13 protein-coding genes are annotated in these 16,146 nt (G+C 58.2%); 12 read left to right on the top strand and 1 reads right to left on the bottom strand.

Translation table 11 applies throughout. The annotated features are described in order from the left end of the window. Positions 1-40 precede the first annotated feature (40 nt). On the bottom strand, positions 41-1,375 hold the full coding sequence (locus tag ACM110_RS16160; RefSeq protein ID WP_416128567.1) for a TRZ/ATZ family hydrolase: 1,335 nt from the start codon (positions 1,373-1,375) through the stop codon (positions 41-43). A 108-nt stretch (positions 1,376-1,483) separates the two neighbouring features. Between ACM110_RS16160 and mtnA the strand changes: the two genes are divergently transcribed. The 12 genes from mtnA to ACM110_RS16100 all read left to right on the top strand — a co-directional run bounded on the left by mtnA (position 1,484) and on the right by ACM110_RS16100 (position 16,108). Beyond that, on the top strand, positions 1,484-2,560 hold the full coding sequence (mtnA, locus tag ACM110_RS16155; protein WP_416128566.1) for an S-methyl-5-thioribose-1-phosphate isomerase: 1,077 nt from the start codon (positions 1,484-1,486) through the stop codon (positions 2,558-2,560). Positions 2,561-2,985: 425 nt separating this feature from the next. Then, positions 2,986-5,652, top strand: a complete 2,667-nt coding sequence (gene gyrA, locus ACM110_RS16150; protein WP_338585381.1) for a DNA gyrase subunit A — start codon at positions 2,986-2,988, stop codon at positions 5,650-5,652. Between the two features lie 228 nt (positions 5,653-5,880). Continuing rightward, on the top strand, positions 5,881-6,966 hold the full coding sequence (gene serC / locus ACM110_RS16145) for a 3-phosphoserine/phosphohydroxythreonine transaminase (RefSeq protein WP_416128565.1): 1,086 nt from the start codon (positions 5,881-5,883) through the stop codon (positions 6,964-6,966). Beyond that, positions 6,966-8,060 (top strand): prephenate dehydratase, encoded by a 1,095-nt coding sequence (gene pheA, locus ACM110_RS16140; protein ID WP_027620100.1) that lies wholly within the window; start codon positions 6,966-6,968, stop codon positions 8,058-8,060. Before serC ends, pheA begins: the two co-directional genes overlap by 1 nt. Before the next feature lie 13 nt (positions 8,061-8,073). Further along, positions 8,074-9,186 carry a histidinol-phosphate transaminase gene (gene hisC, locus ACM110_RS16135; RefSeq protein ID WP_338585384.1) on the top strand — a complete coding sequence of 371 codons (1,113 nt, stop codon included), beginning with the start codon at positions 8,074-8,076 and terminating at the stop codon, positions 9,184-9,186. A gap of 28 nt (positions 9,187-9,214) precedes the next feature. Next, positions 9,215-11,422 (top strand): bifunctional prephenate dehydrogenase/3-phosphoshikimate 1-carboxyvinyltransferase, encoded by a 2,208-nt coding sequence (locus ACM110_RS16130; RefSeq protein ID WP_416128679.1) that lies wholly within the window; start codon positions 9,215-9,217, stop codon positions 11,420-11,422. After that, complete coding sequence (gene cmk, locus ACM110_RS16125) at positions 11,419-12,108, top strand: (d)CMP kinase (protein ID WP_196585297.1); 690 nt, start codon at positions 11,419-11,421, stop codon at positions 12,106-12,108. The genes ACM110_RS16130 and cmk overlap by 4 nt, the downstream gene beginning before the upstream one ends. A gap of 119 nt (positions 12,109-12,227) precedes the next feature. Beyond that, positions 12,228-13,922 carry a 30S ribosomal protein S1 gene (gene rpsA, locus ACM110_RS16120; protein ID WP_008065216.1) on the top strand — a complete coding sequence of 565 codons (1,695 nt, stop codon included), beginning with the start codon at positions 12,228-12,230 and terminating at the stop codon, positions 13,920-13,922. 216 nt (positions 13,923-14,138) lie between these two features. Beyond that, positions 14,139-14,417 (top strand): hypothetical protein, encoded by a 279-nt coding sequence (locus tag ACM110_RS16115; protein ID WP_416128564.1) that lies wholly within the window; start codon positions 14,139-14,141, stop codon positions 14,415-14,417. A 104-nt stretch (positions 14,418-14,521) separates the two neighbouring features. Continuing rightward, positions 14,522-14,818, top strand: coding sequence for an integration host factor subunit beta (gene ihfB / locus ACM110_RS16110; RefSeq protein ID WP_108215432.1), 297 nt, complete (start codon positions 14,522-14,524; stop codon positions 14,816-14,818). Positions 14,819-14,842: 24 nt separating this feature from the next. Further along, positions 14,843-15,085 (top strand): DUF1049 domain-containing protein, encoded by a 243-nt coding sequence (locus tag ACM110_RS16105; protein WP_416128563.1) that lies wholly within the window; start codon positions 14,843-14,845, stop codon positions 15,083-15,085. 90 nt (positions 15,086-15,175) lie between these two features. Further along, complete coding sequence (locus tag ACM110_RS16100) at positions 15,176-16,108, top strand: NAD-dependent epimerase/dehydratase family protein (protein ID WP_416128562.1); 933 nt, start codon at positions 15,176-15,178, stop codon at positions 16,106-16,108. Positions 16,109-16,146 lie beyond the last annotated feature (38 nt).

Raw genomic sequence — 16,146 nt, 5'->3', positions numbered from 1 at the left:
CTTGAAAAATCCTGTTGCCCCGGTGTTGAGTCCGGGGGGCTTACGATTCGGTACGGCCGCTGATGCGCTGGCCCCAGGCCTTGGCCGTGGCGACCAGTTGCTGTTCATCCAGACGTGTCAGGCGACGGTCGTCGAGCAGTTGCTTGCCGGCGACCCAGACATGTTTCACGCAGTCCCGGCCGGTGGCATATATAAGCTGCGAAACCGGGTCGTAGACCGGTTGCTGGGCCAGGCCAGAGAGGTCGAACGCGACGATGTCGGCGGCTTTGCCGATTTCCAGCGAGCCGGTCTGGGTTTCGATCCCCAAAGCGCGGGCGCCATTCAGGGTCGCCATGCGCAGGGCACGATGGGCGTCCAGCGCCGTAGCGGACCCGGCGACGGCTTTGGCCAGCAACGCAGCGGTGCGGGTTTCGCCCAGCAGGTCCAGATCATTGTTGCTGGCCGCGCCATCGGTGCCCACCGCGACATTGACCCCGGCCTGCCATAAGCGCTCCACCGGGCAGAAACCGCTGGCCAGCTTCAGGTTCGACTCCGGGCAATGAATCACATGGGTGTTGCTTTCTACCAGCAACGCCAGGTCTTCTTCGCTGATCTGCGTCATGTGAACCGCCTGGAAGCGTGGCCCGAGCAGGCCCAGCCGCGCAAGGCGGGCCAGCGGGCGTTCGCCGCGCTGTTCGACCGCTTGCTGCACTTCGAAGGCGGTTTCATGCACGTGCATGTGGATCGACGCGTCGAGTTCTTCGGCGATCACGCGGATTTTTTCCAGGTTTTCATCGCCCACGGTGTAGGGTGCATGGGGGCCGAAAGTGATTTTGATGCGGTCGTGGTGCTTGAGATCGCCAAACAATTCGATGCCCTGACGAATGGCTTCGTCCGCCGTACTGGCGCCGGGGATCGGAAAATCAAGGATCGGGATCGCGATCTGTGCGCGAATGCCACTGTTGTGCACGCGCTCACTGGCAACCTTCGGGAAGAAGTACATGTCAGAGAAACAGGTGATGCCGCCCTTGAGCTGCTCGGCGATAGCCAGGTCCGTGCCGTCGCGCACGAAATCCTCGTCGACCCATTTGGCCTCGGCAGGCCAGATGTGGTTTTCCAGCCAGGTCATCAAGGGCAGATCATCCGCCAGGCCGCGGAACAGGGTCATCGCCGCGTGGCCGTGAGCATTGATCAGGCCGGGGCTGAGCAACATGTCCGGCAATTCGCGAACTTCGCTTGCGTTAAACTTCAGTGCGGCCGAGCGTGGGCCGATAAACACGATACGCCCGTCGCGGATGCCCAGGGCATGATCCTTGAGGACAACGCCAGCGGGTTCGACGGGTACCAGCCAGGTCGGCAGCAATAACAGGTCGAGCGCAGCGGCAGTGTTCGGCATCGAGGGTCGGTTCCAGTGCTTTTGTAAAGGATGGCGAAGTATACCCGAGCGTCTTCGCGGGGGGATCGCTATAATCGGCGGCTTTTGTTCATGAGTGCGGGGTGTGGGATGCGCGATCGACTGTTGGCTGCGGAGAAGGTGAAGGCCATCGATTGGCGTGATGACGCCCTCTATCTGCTGGATCAGCGTATTTTGCCGTTCGAGGAAACCTGGATCGCCTACACCAGCGCGGCTGGCGTGGCCGACGCCATTCGCTCGATGGTCGTGCGCGGCGCGCCGGCCATTGGCATCAGTGCCGCCTATGGCATTGTGCTGGCGGCGCGTGCCCGGATTGCCGAAGGTGGCGACTGGTACGCGGCGCTGGAGGAGGATTTCGCGCTGCTGGCCGATTCCCGTCCCACGGCGGTCAACCTGTTCTGGGCGCTGGGCCGCATGCATGATCGGCTCGATCGCCTGAAAGATAATGTTGATCCGCTGGTGGCGCTGGAGGCCGAGGCGATCGCCATTCATGAAAGTGATCGTGAAGCCAACCTGACCATGGCGCAACTGGGTGTCGACCTGATCCGCAAGCACCAGGGCAATGCCCAGGCGATCCTGACCCATTGCAACACCGGCGCACTGGCCACCGGCGGCTTCGGCACGGCGCTGGGGGTGATTCGCGGGGCGTTCATCGAAGGCATGGTCGAACGCGTTTACGCCGATGAAACCCGTCCGTGGCTGCAAGGTTCGCGGCTGACCGCGTGGGAATTGGCCAACGAAGGCATTCCGGTGACCGTCAATGCCGACTCCGCTGCCGCGCACATCATGAAGACCAAGGGCATCACCTGGGTCATTGTCGGCGCTGACCGGATCACCGCCAATGGCGACGTCGCCAACAAGATCGGCACCTATCAACTGGCGGTCAATGCCATGCACCACGGCGTGCGCTTCATGGTAGTGGCGCCGAGTTCGACCATCGACATGCACCTGGCCAGTGGCGACGACATTCCGATCGAAGAGCGTGACGGTCGCGAATTGCTCGAAGTCGGCGGCAAGCGGGTCGGGGCGGATGTCGATGCCTTTAACCCGGTGTTCGACGTGACCCCGGCGGACCTGATAGATGCCATCGTCACCGAAAAAGGCATCGTCGAGCGCCCGGATACGGCGAAAATGGCGCAGTTGATGTGTCGTAAGCGTCTGCATTAAAGGATTGTTGTGCCTGAAAGGTCGCCATCGCTGGCAAGCCAGCTCCCACAGGTTTTGCGCCCGCCGATAATCCTGTGGGAGCTGGCTTGCCAGCGATGGGGCCTTAAAAGTCAATAAACAACCGCAAGCCAGGCCTCAAATCTGCATTCAAAGAAGCTCTAAGCCTCTCTCGTCCCCCTCAAGCCTGTCACCGGTCAACTAACTACTCTCCATGCGCATCTAGGGGATAGGTGCGTGGCGGCTCTTGTGATAACATCCGGCGGTTTCCAAGGTTGCCCCGCGGGGTGGCCTTCACTGCGCAGATCCATGGCATAACTCGTTGATTTGTCGTAAGTCGGTGCATGGCACTCAGCCTGTATCGGCGAGCTTCGTTGGTCCCATATGGATGTGACGAAGTTTCACCAGAAAAAGGAATCAGGCTTCTCATGGGCGAACTGGCCAAAGAAATCCTCCCGGTCAATATCGAAGACGAGCTGAAGCAGTCCTACCTCGACTACGCGATGAGCGTAATTGTCGGGCGGGCACTGCCGGATGCGCGCGATGGCTTGAAGCCCGTGCACCGGCGTGTGCTGTTCGCGATGAGCGAGCTGGGCAATGACTTCAACAAGCCGTACAAGAAATCTGCCCGTGTTGTCGGTGACGTGATCGGTAAGTATCACCCGCACGGTGATACCGCGGTGTACGACACCATCGTTCGGATGGCACAGCCATTCTCCCTGCGCTACCTGCTGGTAGACGGCCAGGGCAACTTCGGTTCGGTGGACGGCGACAACGCCGCGGCCATGCGATACACCGAAGTGCGCATGACCAAGCTGGCACACGAGCTGCTGGCTGACCTGCACAAAGAAACCGTGGACTGGGTGCCGAACTACGACGGCACCGAAATGATCCCGGCGGTCATGCCGACCCGTATTCCCAACCTGTTGGTCAACGGCTCCAGCGGTATCGCCGTGGGCATGGCGACCAACATTCCACCGCACAACCTCGGTGAAGTCATCGACGGTTGCCTGGCGCTCATCGACAACCCTGAGCTGACCGTCGACGAGCTGATGCAATACATCCCCGGTCCGGACTTCCCGACCGCCGCGATCATCAACGGTCGTGCCGGCATCATCGAAGCCTACCGCACCGGTCGCGGCCGCATTTACATGCGCGCCCGCTCGATGATCGAAGACATCGACAAGGTCGGTGGTCGTCAGCAGATCGTCATCACCGAACTCCCATACCAGCTGAACAAGGCCCGTCTGATCGAGAAGATCGCCGAGCTGGTTAAAGAGAAGAAACTCGAAGGCATCACCGAACTGCGCGACGAGTCCGACAAGGACGGTATGCGCGTCGTGATCGAACTGCGTCGCGGCGAAGTGCCTGAGGTGATCCTCAACAACCTCTACGCCCAGACCCAGTTGCAAGCGGTGTTCGGTATCAACATCGTTGCGCTGATCGATGGCCGTCCGCGGATCCTGAACCTCAAGGACCTGCTGGAAGCCTTCGTTCGTCACCGTCGCGAAGTCGTTACCCGCCGTACCGTGTTCGAACTGCGCAAGGCGCGCGAGCGTGGTCACATTCTCGAAGGTCAAGCGGTTGCCTTGTCGAACATCGACCCGGTCATCGCCCTGATCAAGGCCTCGCCAACGCCATCGGAAGCCAAGGAAGCGCTGATCAGCACGCCTTGGGAATCCTCGGCGGTAGTGGCGATGGTTGAACGTGCCGGCGCCGATTCGTGCCGTCCGGAAAACCTCGATCCGCAATACGGCCTGCGCGAAGGCAAGTACTTCCTGTCGCCGGAACAGGCGCAAGCCATTCTGGAACTGCGTCTGCACCGCCTTACCGGTCTGGAACACGAAAAGCTGCTGGCCGAGTATCAAGAGATCCTCAACCAGATCGGCGAGCTGATCCGCATCCTCAACAGCGCCACGCGCCTGATGGAAGTGATCCGCGAAGAACTGGAAGTGATCCGCGCCGAATACGGCGACGTGCGTCGCACCGAGATCCTCGATGCCCGTCTCGACCTGACCCTGGGTGACATGATCCCGGAAGAAGAGCGCGTCGTGACCATTTCCCACGGTGGTTACGCCAAGACCCAGCCATTGGCTGCGTACCAGGCACAACGTCGTGGCGGTAAAGGCAAGTCGGCGACCGGCGTCAAGGATGAGGACTACATCGCTCACCTGCTGGTTGCCAACAGCCACACCACGCTGCTGCTGTTCTCCAGCAAGGGCAAGGTGTACTGGCTGAAAACCTACGAAATCCCGGAAGCATCCCGCGCCGCCCGTGGTCGTCCACTGGTTAACCTGCTGCCGCTGGATGACGGTGAATACATCACCACCATGCTGCCGGTCGAGGAATACACCGAAGGTCACTACATCTTCATGGCGACCGCCAACGGCACCGTGAAGAAGACCCCGCTGGAATCCTTCAGCCGTCAACGCAGCGTTGGCCTGATCGCGCTGGAGCTGGACGAAGGCGACGTATTGATCAGCGCGGCCATCACCGATGGCGAGCGTGAAGTCATGCTGTTCTCCGACGGCGGCAAGGTGACTCGCTTCAAGGAATCCGACGTGCGCGCCATGGGCCGTACCGCTCGTGGTGTGCGCGGCATGCGTCTGCCGGAAGGGCAGAAGCTGATTTCCATGCTGATCCCGGAAGAAGGCAGCGAGATCCTCACCGCTTCGGCGCGTGGCTACGGCAAGCGTACGGCGATCACCGAGTTCCCTGAGTACAAGCGTGGCGGCCAAGGTGTTATCGCCATGGTCAGCAACGAGCGCAACGGCCGTCTGGTCGGCGCGGTGCAGGTACTCGACGGCGAGGAAATCATGCTGATTTCCGACCAGGGCACGCTGGTGCGTACCCGCGTGGACGAAGTCTCCAGCCTCGGCCGTAACACCCAGGGCGTGACCCTTATCAAACTGGCCAAGGATGAAACCCTGGTCGGCCTTGAGCGGGTTCAGGAACCTTCGGAAGTCGAAGGTGAAGAGCTCGAAGGTGCAGAGCTTGAAGGTGAAGAGGGTGCAGAATTCGAGGGGCATGTGATCGATGATGCCGCCGAAGACCAGCAACTCGACGCTGCCGCTGACGAAGAACCACAGGAATAATCGGGTAAATGGGGGGCGGATGAAAATTCGCCCCTTCTTGTTTCTCCTGTTTGAATGTAGGGCCTGTAGGAGCTGACGAGTGAAACGAGGCTGCGATCTTTTGATCTTGCTCTTGCGTTACGGGGCGGCACGCAAAGATCGCAGCCTCGTTTCACTCGTCAGCTCCTACAGGGTTTCAGTGTTTTCAGATTTATTGCGTGATACCACCAAATCAGAGCGAGATTGGATGTGAGCAAGAGAGCCTATAACTTCTGTGCCGGTCCTGCGGCGCTTCCCGAAGCTGTCCTGAAGCGCGCCCAGGGTGAACTCCTTGATTGGCACGGCAAGGGTTTGTCGGTCATGGAAATGAGCCATCGCAGTGATGAGTTCGTGTCCATCGCCACCAAGGCCGAGCAGGATCTGCGTGATCTGCTGAATATCCCCTCGAACTATAAAGTGCTGTTTCTGCAAGGCGGCGCCAGCCAGCAATTTGCTCAGATTCCTCTGAACCTGTTGCCGGAAAACGGCACTGCCGACTATATCGACACCGGTATCTGGTCGCAGAAAGCCATCGAAGAAGCTTTGCGTTACGGCAACGTCAATGTCGCTGCGACCGCCAAGCCTTACGACTACTTCGCCATTCCCGGCCAGAACGAGTGGAAGCTGTCCAAGGACGCGGCCTACATTCACTACGCGCCGAACGAAACCATCGGTGGCCTGGAATTCCAGTGGATTCCGGAAACCGGTGATGTTCCGCTGGTGGCCGACATGTCTTCCGACATTCTCTCGCGTCCGGTGGATGTCTCGCGCTTCGGCATGATCTACGCCGGCGCGCAAAAAAACATCGGTCCGAGCGGGATCGTGGTCAACATCGTGCGCGAAGACCTGCTGGGTCACGCCCGTTCCCTGTGCCCGACCATGCTCAACTACAAGGTCGCGGCCGATAACGGCTCGATGTATAACACCCCGCCGACCCTGGCCTGGTATTTGTCCGGCCTGGTGTTCGAATGGCTGAAAGAGCAGGGTGGCGTCGAAGCCATCGGCAAGCTAAACGAAGTGAAGCAGCGCACGCTGTATGACTTCATCGATGCCAGCGGCCTCTACAGCAACCCGATCAACAAGTCGGATCGCTCGTGGATGAACGTGCCGTTCCGCCTGGCGGACGACCGTCTGGACAAGCCGTTCCTGGCCGGTGCCGACGAGCGTGGCCTGCTGAACCTCAAAGGTCACCGCTCCGTGGGCGGCATGCGCGCCTCCATCTATAACGCCGTCGACATCGTTGCGGTCAACGCACTGGTTTCGTACATGGCAGAGTTCGAGAAGGAACACGGCTAATGTCTGAGCAAGAACTCAAGGCACTGCGCGTTCGCATTGATGCTCTGGACACCAAGGTGCTGGAGCTGATCAGTGAGCGTGCGCGCTGCGCCCAGGAAGTCGCGCGAGTAAAGATGGCCTCGCTGGCCGAAGGCGAAGTGCCGGTGTTCTATCGTCCTGAGCGCGAAGCTCAGGTGCTCAAGCGTGTCATGGAACGCAACCAGGGGCCGTTGGGTAACGAAGAGATGGCGCGGCTGTTCCGCGAAATCATGTCCTCGTGCCTGGCGCTCGAACAGCCGCTGAAAGTGGCATACCTCGGCCCTGAAGGCACCTTCACCCAGGCCGCCGCCATGAAGCACTTCGGCCACGCCGTGATCAGCAAGCCGATGGCGGCGATCGACGAAGTGTTCCGTGAAGTGGCGGCCGGTGCGGTGAACTTCGGCGTGGTGCCGGTGGAGAACTCCACCGAAGGCGCAGTCAACCACACCCTCGATAGCTTCCTCGAACACGACATGGTGATCTGTGGCGAAGTCGAGTTGCGGATTCACCACCACCTGTTGGTCGGTGAAAACACCAAGACCGACAGCATCAGCCGCATCTATTCCCACGCCCAGTCGCTGGCCCAGTGCCGCAAGTGGCTGGACGCCCATTACCCGAATGTCGAGCGCGTGGCAGTGTCCAGCAACGCCGAAGCGGCCAAGCGGGTCAAGGGTGAGTGGAACTCGGCGGCGATTGCCGGCGACATGGCGGCCGGTCTGTACGGGCTGACCCGTCTGGCCGAAAAAATCGAGGACCGTCCGGACAACTCCACGCGTTTCCTCATGATCGGTAATCAGGAGGTGCCGCCGACCGGCGACGACAAGACTTCGATCATCGTCTCCATGAGCAACAAGCCGGGCGCTCTTCACGAGTTGCTGGTGCCGTTCCACGACAACGGCATCGACCTGACGCGCATCGAGACCCGTCCGTCGCGCAGCGGCAAATGGACCTACGTGTTCTTCATCGACTTTGTCGGCCACCACCGTGATCCGCTGGTAAAAGGTGTGCTGGAAAAGATCAGTCAGGAAGCAGTGGCACTCAAAGTGCTGGGTTCCTACCCGAAAGCAGTTCTCTAAGGGGCGGTAGCAAATGAGTGGCAATTTCCTCGCTCTGGCACAGCCGGGCGTGCAACAACTTTCGCCTTACGTTCCGGGCAAACCCGTGGACGAACTGGCTCGCGAGCTGGATCTGGATCCGGCCAGCATCGTCAAACTGGCGAGCAACGAAAACCCGCTGGGCGCCAGTCCGAAAGCGCTGGCAGCCATCCGTGACGCGCTGGCCGAGCTGACCCGCTATCCGGACGGCAACGGTTTTGCACTCAAGACCCTGTTGGCCGAGCAATGCCGCGTCGAACTGAATCAAGTGACGCTGGGCAACGGCTCCAACGACATTCTTGAGCTGGTGGCGCGCGCTTATCTGGCGCCGGGCCTGAATGCCGTGTTCAGCGAGCACGCCTTCGCGGTCTATCCGATCGCGACCCAGGCGGTCGGCGCGCAGGCCAAGGTGATTCCGGCCAAGGATTGGGGGCATGACCTGCCTGCAATGCTGGCTGCGATCGATGCCAATACCCGTGTGGTGTTCATCGCCAACCCGAACAACCCGACCGGCACCTGGTTCGGCGCCGAGGCGCTGGACGAGTTCCTGCAGGATGTTCCGGAGCACGTGCTGGTAGTGCTGGACGAGGCCTACATCGAGTACGCCGAAGGCAGTGACTTGCCGGATGGTCTGGATTTCCTCGCGGCTTATCCGAATCTGCTGGTTTCCCGTACCTTCTCCAAGGCCTACGGCCTGGCATCGCTGCGCGTCGGCTACGGCTTGTCCACCGCAGTGGTTGCCGATGTGCTGAACCGTGTACGTCAGCCGTTCAACGTCAACAGCCTGGCCCTGGCCGCAGCTTGCGCCGCGTTGAAGGACGAAGAGTACCTGGCTGAAAGTCGTCGCCTGAACGAATCCGGCATGCAGCAACTGGAAGCGGGTTTCCGTGAGTTGGGGCTGGGCTGGATTCCGTCCAAGGGCAATTTCATCTGCGTTGATCTGGGGCGCGAAGCGGCTCCGGTCTTCCAGGGCTTGCTGCGCGAAGGCGTGATCGTGCGTCCGGTGGCCAACTACGGCATGCCGAACCACTTGCGCATCACCATCGGGTTGCCAGCGGAAAACAGCCGCTTCCTCGAGGCGCTGACCAAGGTTCTGGCTCGTGGTTGATGTCACTGCACTGCAATCTGCTGAACCTATGATCGGGCGCCTTGTGGTGGTCGGTCTGGGTTTGATCGGCGGTTCGTTTGCCAAGGGTTTGCGCGAGAGTGGCCTGTGCCGCGAAGTGGTCGGGGTCGATCTCGATCCGCAGTCGCGCAAACTGGCGGTTGAACTGGGTGTGGTGGATCGCTGCGAAGAAGACCTGGCGGCTGCATGCCAGGGCGCCGACGTGATCCAGCTCGCTATTCCGATCCTCGCCATGGAGAAAATGCTTGGCCGTTTGGCTGGCATGGACCTGGGGCAGGCGGTTCTGACCGACGTCGGCAGCGCCAAGGGCAACGTCGTGCGCGCTGCCACTGAAGCGTTTGGCGGCATGCCCTCGCGTTTCGTACCGGGGCATCCGATTGCCGGTTCCGAGCAGAGCGGGGTGGAAGCCTCCAATGCCGAGCTGTTCCGTCGTCATAAAGTGATCTTGACTCCGCTGGAGCAGACCGATCCGCAGGCCTTGGCAATCGTTGATCGCCTGTGGCGCGAATTGGGCGCCGATGTCGAACATATGCAAGTCGAGCGTCACGATGAAGTGTTGGCGGCAACCAGCCATCTGCCGCACTTGCTGGCATTCGGTTTGGTCGATTCGTTGGCCAAGCGCAATGAAAACCTTGAGATCTTCCGCTACGCTGCGGGCGGTTTCCGCGATTTCACAAGAATCGCCGGAAGCGACCCGGTCATGTGGCACGACATCTTCCTCGCCAACCGCGAAGCTGTCCTGCGCACACTCGATACATTTCGCAGCGATCTCGACGCCTTGCGCGACGCGGTCGATGCAGGGGATGGGCACCAATTGTTGGGCGTTTTCACTCGCGCCCGGGTTGCCCGCGAGCATTTCAGTAAAATCCTGGCCCGTCGGGCCTATGTGGACGCTATGAATTCCAACGATCTGATTTTCCTGGCTCAACCTGGTGGCCGCTTGTCCGGTCGGATTCGCGTACCAGGTGACAAATCGATTTCCCACCGTTCGATCATGCTCGGCTCTCTGGCCGAAGGCGTCACCGAAGTCGAAGGCTTCCTCGAGGGCGAAGACGCCCTGGCGACCTTGCAGGCGTTCCGTGACATGGGCGTGGTCATTGAAGGTCCGCACCACGGTCGCGTGACCATTCACGGCGTCGGCCTGCATGGCCTGAAGCCTGCGCCGGGCCCGATCTATCTGGGCAACTCGGGTACTTCGATGCGTCTGCTGTCCGGCCTGTTGGCTGCGCAGAACTTCGACAGCACCCTGACCGGCGACGCTTCGCTGTCCAAGCGCCCGATGAATCGCGTGGCCAACCCGCTGCGTGAAATGGGTGCCGTGATCGAAACCGCCGCTGAAGGCCGTCCGCCGATGGTTATCCGTGGTGGCAACAAGCTCAAAGGCCTGACCTACACCATGCCGATGGCCAGTGCCCAGGTTAAGTCCTGCCTGCTGTTGGCCGGTCTGTACGCCCAAGGCAAGACCACGGTGACCGAGCCTGCTCCGACTCGCGACCACACCGAGCGCATGTTGCGCGGCTTCGGCTACCCGGTCACCGTCAATGGCGCGACCGCTTCGGTCGAGTCCGGCAACAAGCTGACCGCGACCCACATTGAAGTGCCGGGCGATATCTCGTCTTCCGCGTTCTTCCTGGTGGCCGCTTCGATCGCCGAAGGTTCGGAGCTGGTGCTTGAGCACGTCGGCATCAACCCGACCCGTACCGGCGTCATCGACATCCTGCGTCTGATGGGTGCCGACATCACCCTGGAAAACCAGCGTGAAGTGGGCGGCGAGCCGGTAGCGGACTTGCGCGTACGTGCAGCTAAACTCAAAGGTATCGAGATTCCCGAGGCGTTGGTGCCGCTGGCTATCGACGAATTCCCGGTGCTGTTCGTCGCCGCTGCCTGCGCCGAAGGGCGCACCGTGCTGACCGGCGCCGAAGAGTTGCGGGTCAAGGAATCGGACCGTATCCAGGTCATGGCCGATGGTCTGCTGGCGCTGGGAGTCAAGTGCGAACCGACCCCGGACGGCATCATTATTGATGGCGGCTCGATCGGCGGCGGCGAAGTGCACGGTCACGGCGATCACCGGATTGCCATGGCCTTCAGCGTTGCTTCGCTGCGCGCTACTGCGCCGATTCGCATCCATGATTGCGCCAACGTCGCGACGTCGTTCCCGAACTTCCTCGCGCTGTGCGCGCAGGTCGGTATCCGCGTTGCCCAAGAGGCTCAGTCGTGAACAACATTGCACCGGTCATCACTATCGATGGGCCTAGCGGCTCCGGAAAAGGCACGGTAGCCGGGATTCTGGCCAAGCGTCTTGGCTGGAACCTGCTGGATTCCGGTGCGCTGTACCGTCTGTTGGCTTTTGCTGCGCATAACCATGGCGTGGACCTGACCAACGAAGAACTGCTGAAAAAACTTGCCGCTCATCTGGATGTTCAATTCATTGCGGCGACCGATGGTCAGCTGCAGCGGATCATTCTGGAAGGCGACGAAGTCAGTGATGTGATCCGTACGGAAAGCGTCGGCTCCGGTGCCTCCCAAGTGGCTGCATTGCCCGCGGTACGCGAGGCGCTGCTGCAGCGCCAACGCGCATTTCAGGAAGCGCCGGGTCTGGTGGCTGATGGTCGTGACATGGGCACGGTGGTTTTTCCGGACGCACCGCTGAAGATTTTCCTCACCGCCAGTGCCGAGGAGCGTGCGCGCCGTCGATACTTGCAGTTGAAGGGCAAAGTCGATGGTGTTAGTCTGTCGAGTCTGCTAGATGAGATACGTGCACGCGATGAGCGTGACACCCAGCGAGCGGTAGCCCCGCTCAAACCGGCGGCTGACGCCATACAGCTGGATTCCACGGAATTATCCATCGATCAGGTGCTGGAACGCATCATGAGCGAGATCGCCATCCGCGATATCGCCGGGTGACCAAGAAGGCCACAGGGGACCAGTCATAGTCCTGCGGCGCTTCTTTTAAATGAAACTAACCCACACCGTCTGGGGTGTGGAGATGGGCGTATTCTTCGCCCTCATCAACAGGAATTAAAATGAGCGAAAGCTTTGCGGAACTCTTTGAAGAAAGCCTAAAAACCCTGAACCTTCAGGCAGGCTCCATCATCACCGGTGTTATCGTTGATATCGATTACCAAGCTCGCTGGGTAACCGTTCACGCTGGCCTGAAGTCTGAAGCACTCATCCCGCTTGAGCAGTTCTACAACGACGCTGGCGACCTGACTATCAACGTCGGTGACGAAGTTCACGTTGCTCTGGACTCGGTTGAAGACGGCTTTGGTGAAACCAAGCTGTCCCGTGAAAAAGCCAAGCGCGCTGAATGCTGGATTGTTCTGGAAGCAGCCTTCGCAGCCGAAGAAGTGGTCAAGGGCGTTATCAACGGTAAGGTTAAAGGCGGCTTCACTGTCGACGTTAACGGCATCCGTGCGTTCCTGCCAGGTTCTCTGGTTGACGTCCGTCCAGTGCGCGACACCACGCACCTGGAAGGCAAAGAGCTGGAATTCAAGGTCATCAAGCTGGACCAGAAGCGCAACAACGTTGTCGTTTCCCGTCGTAGCGTCCTGGAAGCCGAGAACTCCGCCGAGCGCGAAGCTCTGCTGGAATCCTTGCAGGAAGGCCAACAAGTCAAAGGTATCGTCAAAAACCTCACCGATTACGGCGCATTCGTCGATCTGGGTGGCGTCGATGGCCTGCTGCACATTACCGACATGGCTTGGAAGCGTATCAAGCATCCTTCCGAAATCGTCAACGTTGGCGACGAGATCGATGTCAAGGTTCTGAAGTACGATCGCGAACGCAATCGTGTTTCCCTGGGCCTGAAGCAACTGGGCGAAGATCCATGGGTTGCTATCAAAGCCCGTTACCCAGAAAGCACTCGCGTTACCGCTCGTGTAACCAACCTGACCGACTACGGCTGCTTCGCTGAGCTGGAAGAAGGCGTTGAAGGTCTGGTACACGTTTCCGAAATGGACTGGACCAACAAGAACATCCACCCTTCGAAAGTCGTACAAGTCGGCGACGAAGTGGAAGTTATGGTTCTGGACATCGACGAAGAGCGTCGTCGTATCTCCCTGGGCATCAAGCAGTGCAAATCTAACCCATGGGAAGATTTCTCTGGCCAGTTCAACAAGGGCGATAAAATCTCCGGCACCATCAAGTCGATCACCGATTTCGGTATCTTCATTGGTCTGGACGGCGGCATCGACGGTCTGGTTCACCTGTCCGACATCTCCTGGAACGAAGTGGGCGAAGAAGCCGTACGCCGTTTCAAGAAGGGCGACGAGCTGGACACCGTTATCCTGTCGGTTGACCCAGAGCGCGAGCGCATCTCCCTGGGTATCAAGCAACTGGAAAGCGATCCGTTCTCCGAGTACGTTCAAGAGAACGACAAAGGCGCAATCGTTAAGGGCATCGTGAAAGAAGTTGACGCTAAAGGCGCCATCATCACTCTGGCCGATGATATCGAAGCGACTCTGAAAGCCTCCGAAATCAGCCGTGACCGCGTTGAAGACGCTCGTAACGTTCTGAAAGAAGGCGAAGAAGTAGAAGCCAAGATCATCAGCGTTGATCGCAAGAGCCGCGTAATCCAGCTCTCGATCAAGTCGAAAGACGTTGAAGACGAGAAAGAAGCTATCCAGAGCCTGCGCGACAAGCCAGTAGCTGGTGACGCTCCAGTAGCCACCACTCTGGGTGACCTGCTGCGTGCTGCACAAGCGGAAAAACAGAACTAAGTTCTGACTTTCTGTAAAAAAGGGCGACTTCGGTCGCCCTTTTTTGTGCCTGAAATTTGATCGCGGTCGGGAGCGTAAGACTGGGTTCCGTTCTCGCATGAAACAAACGGTCGTTAAAGGATGTCTCTTTCTTTAACAGGATCAATCGTTTAATTGCAGCTAGTCTTAGCCTGAGACGAACGAGGCCAGGGCGGAGTGCCCGGCATAAGGAAGCGAATGAATAGGCTCATTGTCGCAATAGCAGTTCTGACGCTGGCGGGTTGTACCACTAATGCCAAGACTCACGCAGTGCGCGGTGTCAGCGGCATTGAGATCGATTGTTCGGGGCTGGGGTCCGGATGGGAGAAGTGTCGCAAACGAGCCGCCAAGGAATGCAAAGCGTCAGGTTATAAAGTAGTGGCAAGATCTGACGACGCCAAGGAAGAGGATGAGTTTCCCTTTGGCTTCAACCCGGCTGGGTATCTAACGCGCACGATGCTGGTTATTTGCAGGTGAGCAGGTGAGGTGAGGGGAGTAAAACTCGGGCTGTTCAAATTCTTCCGGGCGTGCTAAAACCTTTTGAGCGATTTTCCTAGCTGCTTGAAAAAGAAGGGAAAAATATGACGAAGTCGGAGTTGATCGAACGAATTGTCACCCATCAAGGGCTGCTCTCATCAAAGGATGTGGAGTTGGCCATCAAGACCATGCTTGAGCAAATGTCCCAATGTCTGGCCACGGGGGATCGAATTGAGATCCGTGGGTTCGGCAGCTTCTCCTTGCACTACCGCGCGCCGCGGGTTGGGCGTAATCCGAAGACCGGTCAGTCCGTTAGCCTGGATGGTAAGTTCGTTCCGCATTTCAAGCCGGGAAAGGAGCTTAGGGATCGAGTAAACGAAGATGAAGAAGAAGTGAGTTGACGACAGCCATCCACGGAGTCGCTTATGCGTAACCTGATAAAAATCATCGCCGTCGCCTTCATTTTACCGGTTGCGGCGCTGATTTTGATTTTTACCCTAGAAAATCAAAAAGCAGTGTCGCTAGTCTTTTTGGGGATGGACGCTCCGCCACTGGCGGTGTCTGCACTGGTGTTATCCGCATTTTTACTTGGTCTGGTAGTAGGCCCCTTCCTGGCCTTGCTCAGGCGTTATCATTTAAAAAAGGGTAAAATGACTAAAAAATGGTAACCGTAACGGTTACTTTTGTTTTATTGGGTTTCCAGATTGTTTACCCTTTTTTAGTCGAGATACTGCTTTTTGATTTGATATGGAGGAGCGATGAAAGCTTTGGTTTTGGGCGCAAACGGATTTATAGGCACCAAGCTGGTTCATCGCCTGATTGAAGATGGCCACCAGGTAAGGATTCTCACCCGCACGCAAGGTAAGATTCCCAGTGAGAATACAGAAGTCTTCGTTGGTGATTTAAAAGATCCGAATCTCGATTTCGTTGCGTTATCGAATGGTTGTGAGGTCATTTTCAATTGTGCAGGCGAAATACGTAATGATGATTTGATGCATGAGCTTCATGTTGCATCAACCGAGCGCTTCCTTAAGGTCCTGGCTGAAAGTACTGCTGCTCGGCCGGTGCATTGGGTTCAATTGAGTAGTGTGGGGGCTTATGGTTCGGTTCCCAATGTGGAGCGGGTTGTTACCGAGGAAACCCAGGTCAATCCCAAGGGACAATACGAAGTCACCAAAACCCTGGCAGACCAGTGCATTGTCGAGATGTCGAGCAGTGGGCGCTTCACTTATTCTATTTTAAGACCGTCAAATGTTTTTGGCCCCGCAATGCCTAATAACTCTATCAGGCAGTTGGCGGGTATTGTTCGACGTCGCTTGTTCTTCTATGTCGGTTTTAATAATTCAATTGCAACGTATATTCATGTAGATGATGTGGTTTCTGCATTGCTGCTGTGCGGTTTTGATGGGCGTGCAAAAGGCGAAATTTTCAATATCTCCAATGATTGTTCGTTGAGAGAAGTAATAGGTGGTCTTGCTTCTGGGTTTTCTGTGCCTGCTCCCCGGCTGGTGATCCCGGAGTTTGTTGTGCGCTTGGGTGTTTCCGTCGCAGCTTTACTGACTAAAGGGCTTATAACGCAAGAGAGAGTCAATGCCCTGACCGCGAGAACCCGATACCCATATACAAAAATTGAAAGAGTTCTTGGTTTCGTCCCGAAGAAACACGTGCCAGAAAATATTTGTGATATTTAGCCTCGGTACTAGAATAAGTTTGTAATCGATTTTTTTCT

Source organism: Pseudomonas sp. NFX98 (assembly GCF_047784845.1).
GTDB lineage: Bacteria > Pseudomonadota > Gammaproteobacteria > Pseudomonadales > Pseudomonadaceae > Aquipseudomonas.
Note: the sequence above shows the minus strand (reverse complement) of the source record. Positions and strands in the feature narration are given on the sequence as shown.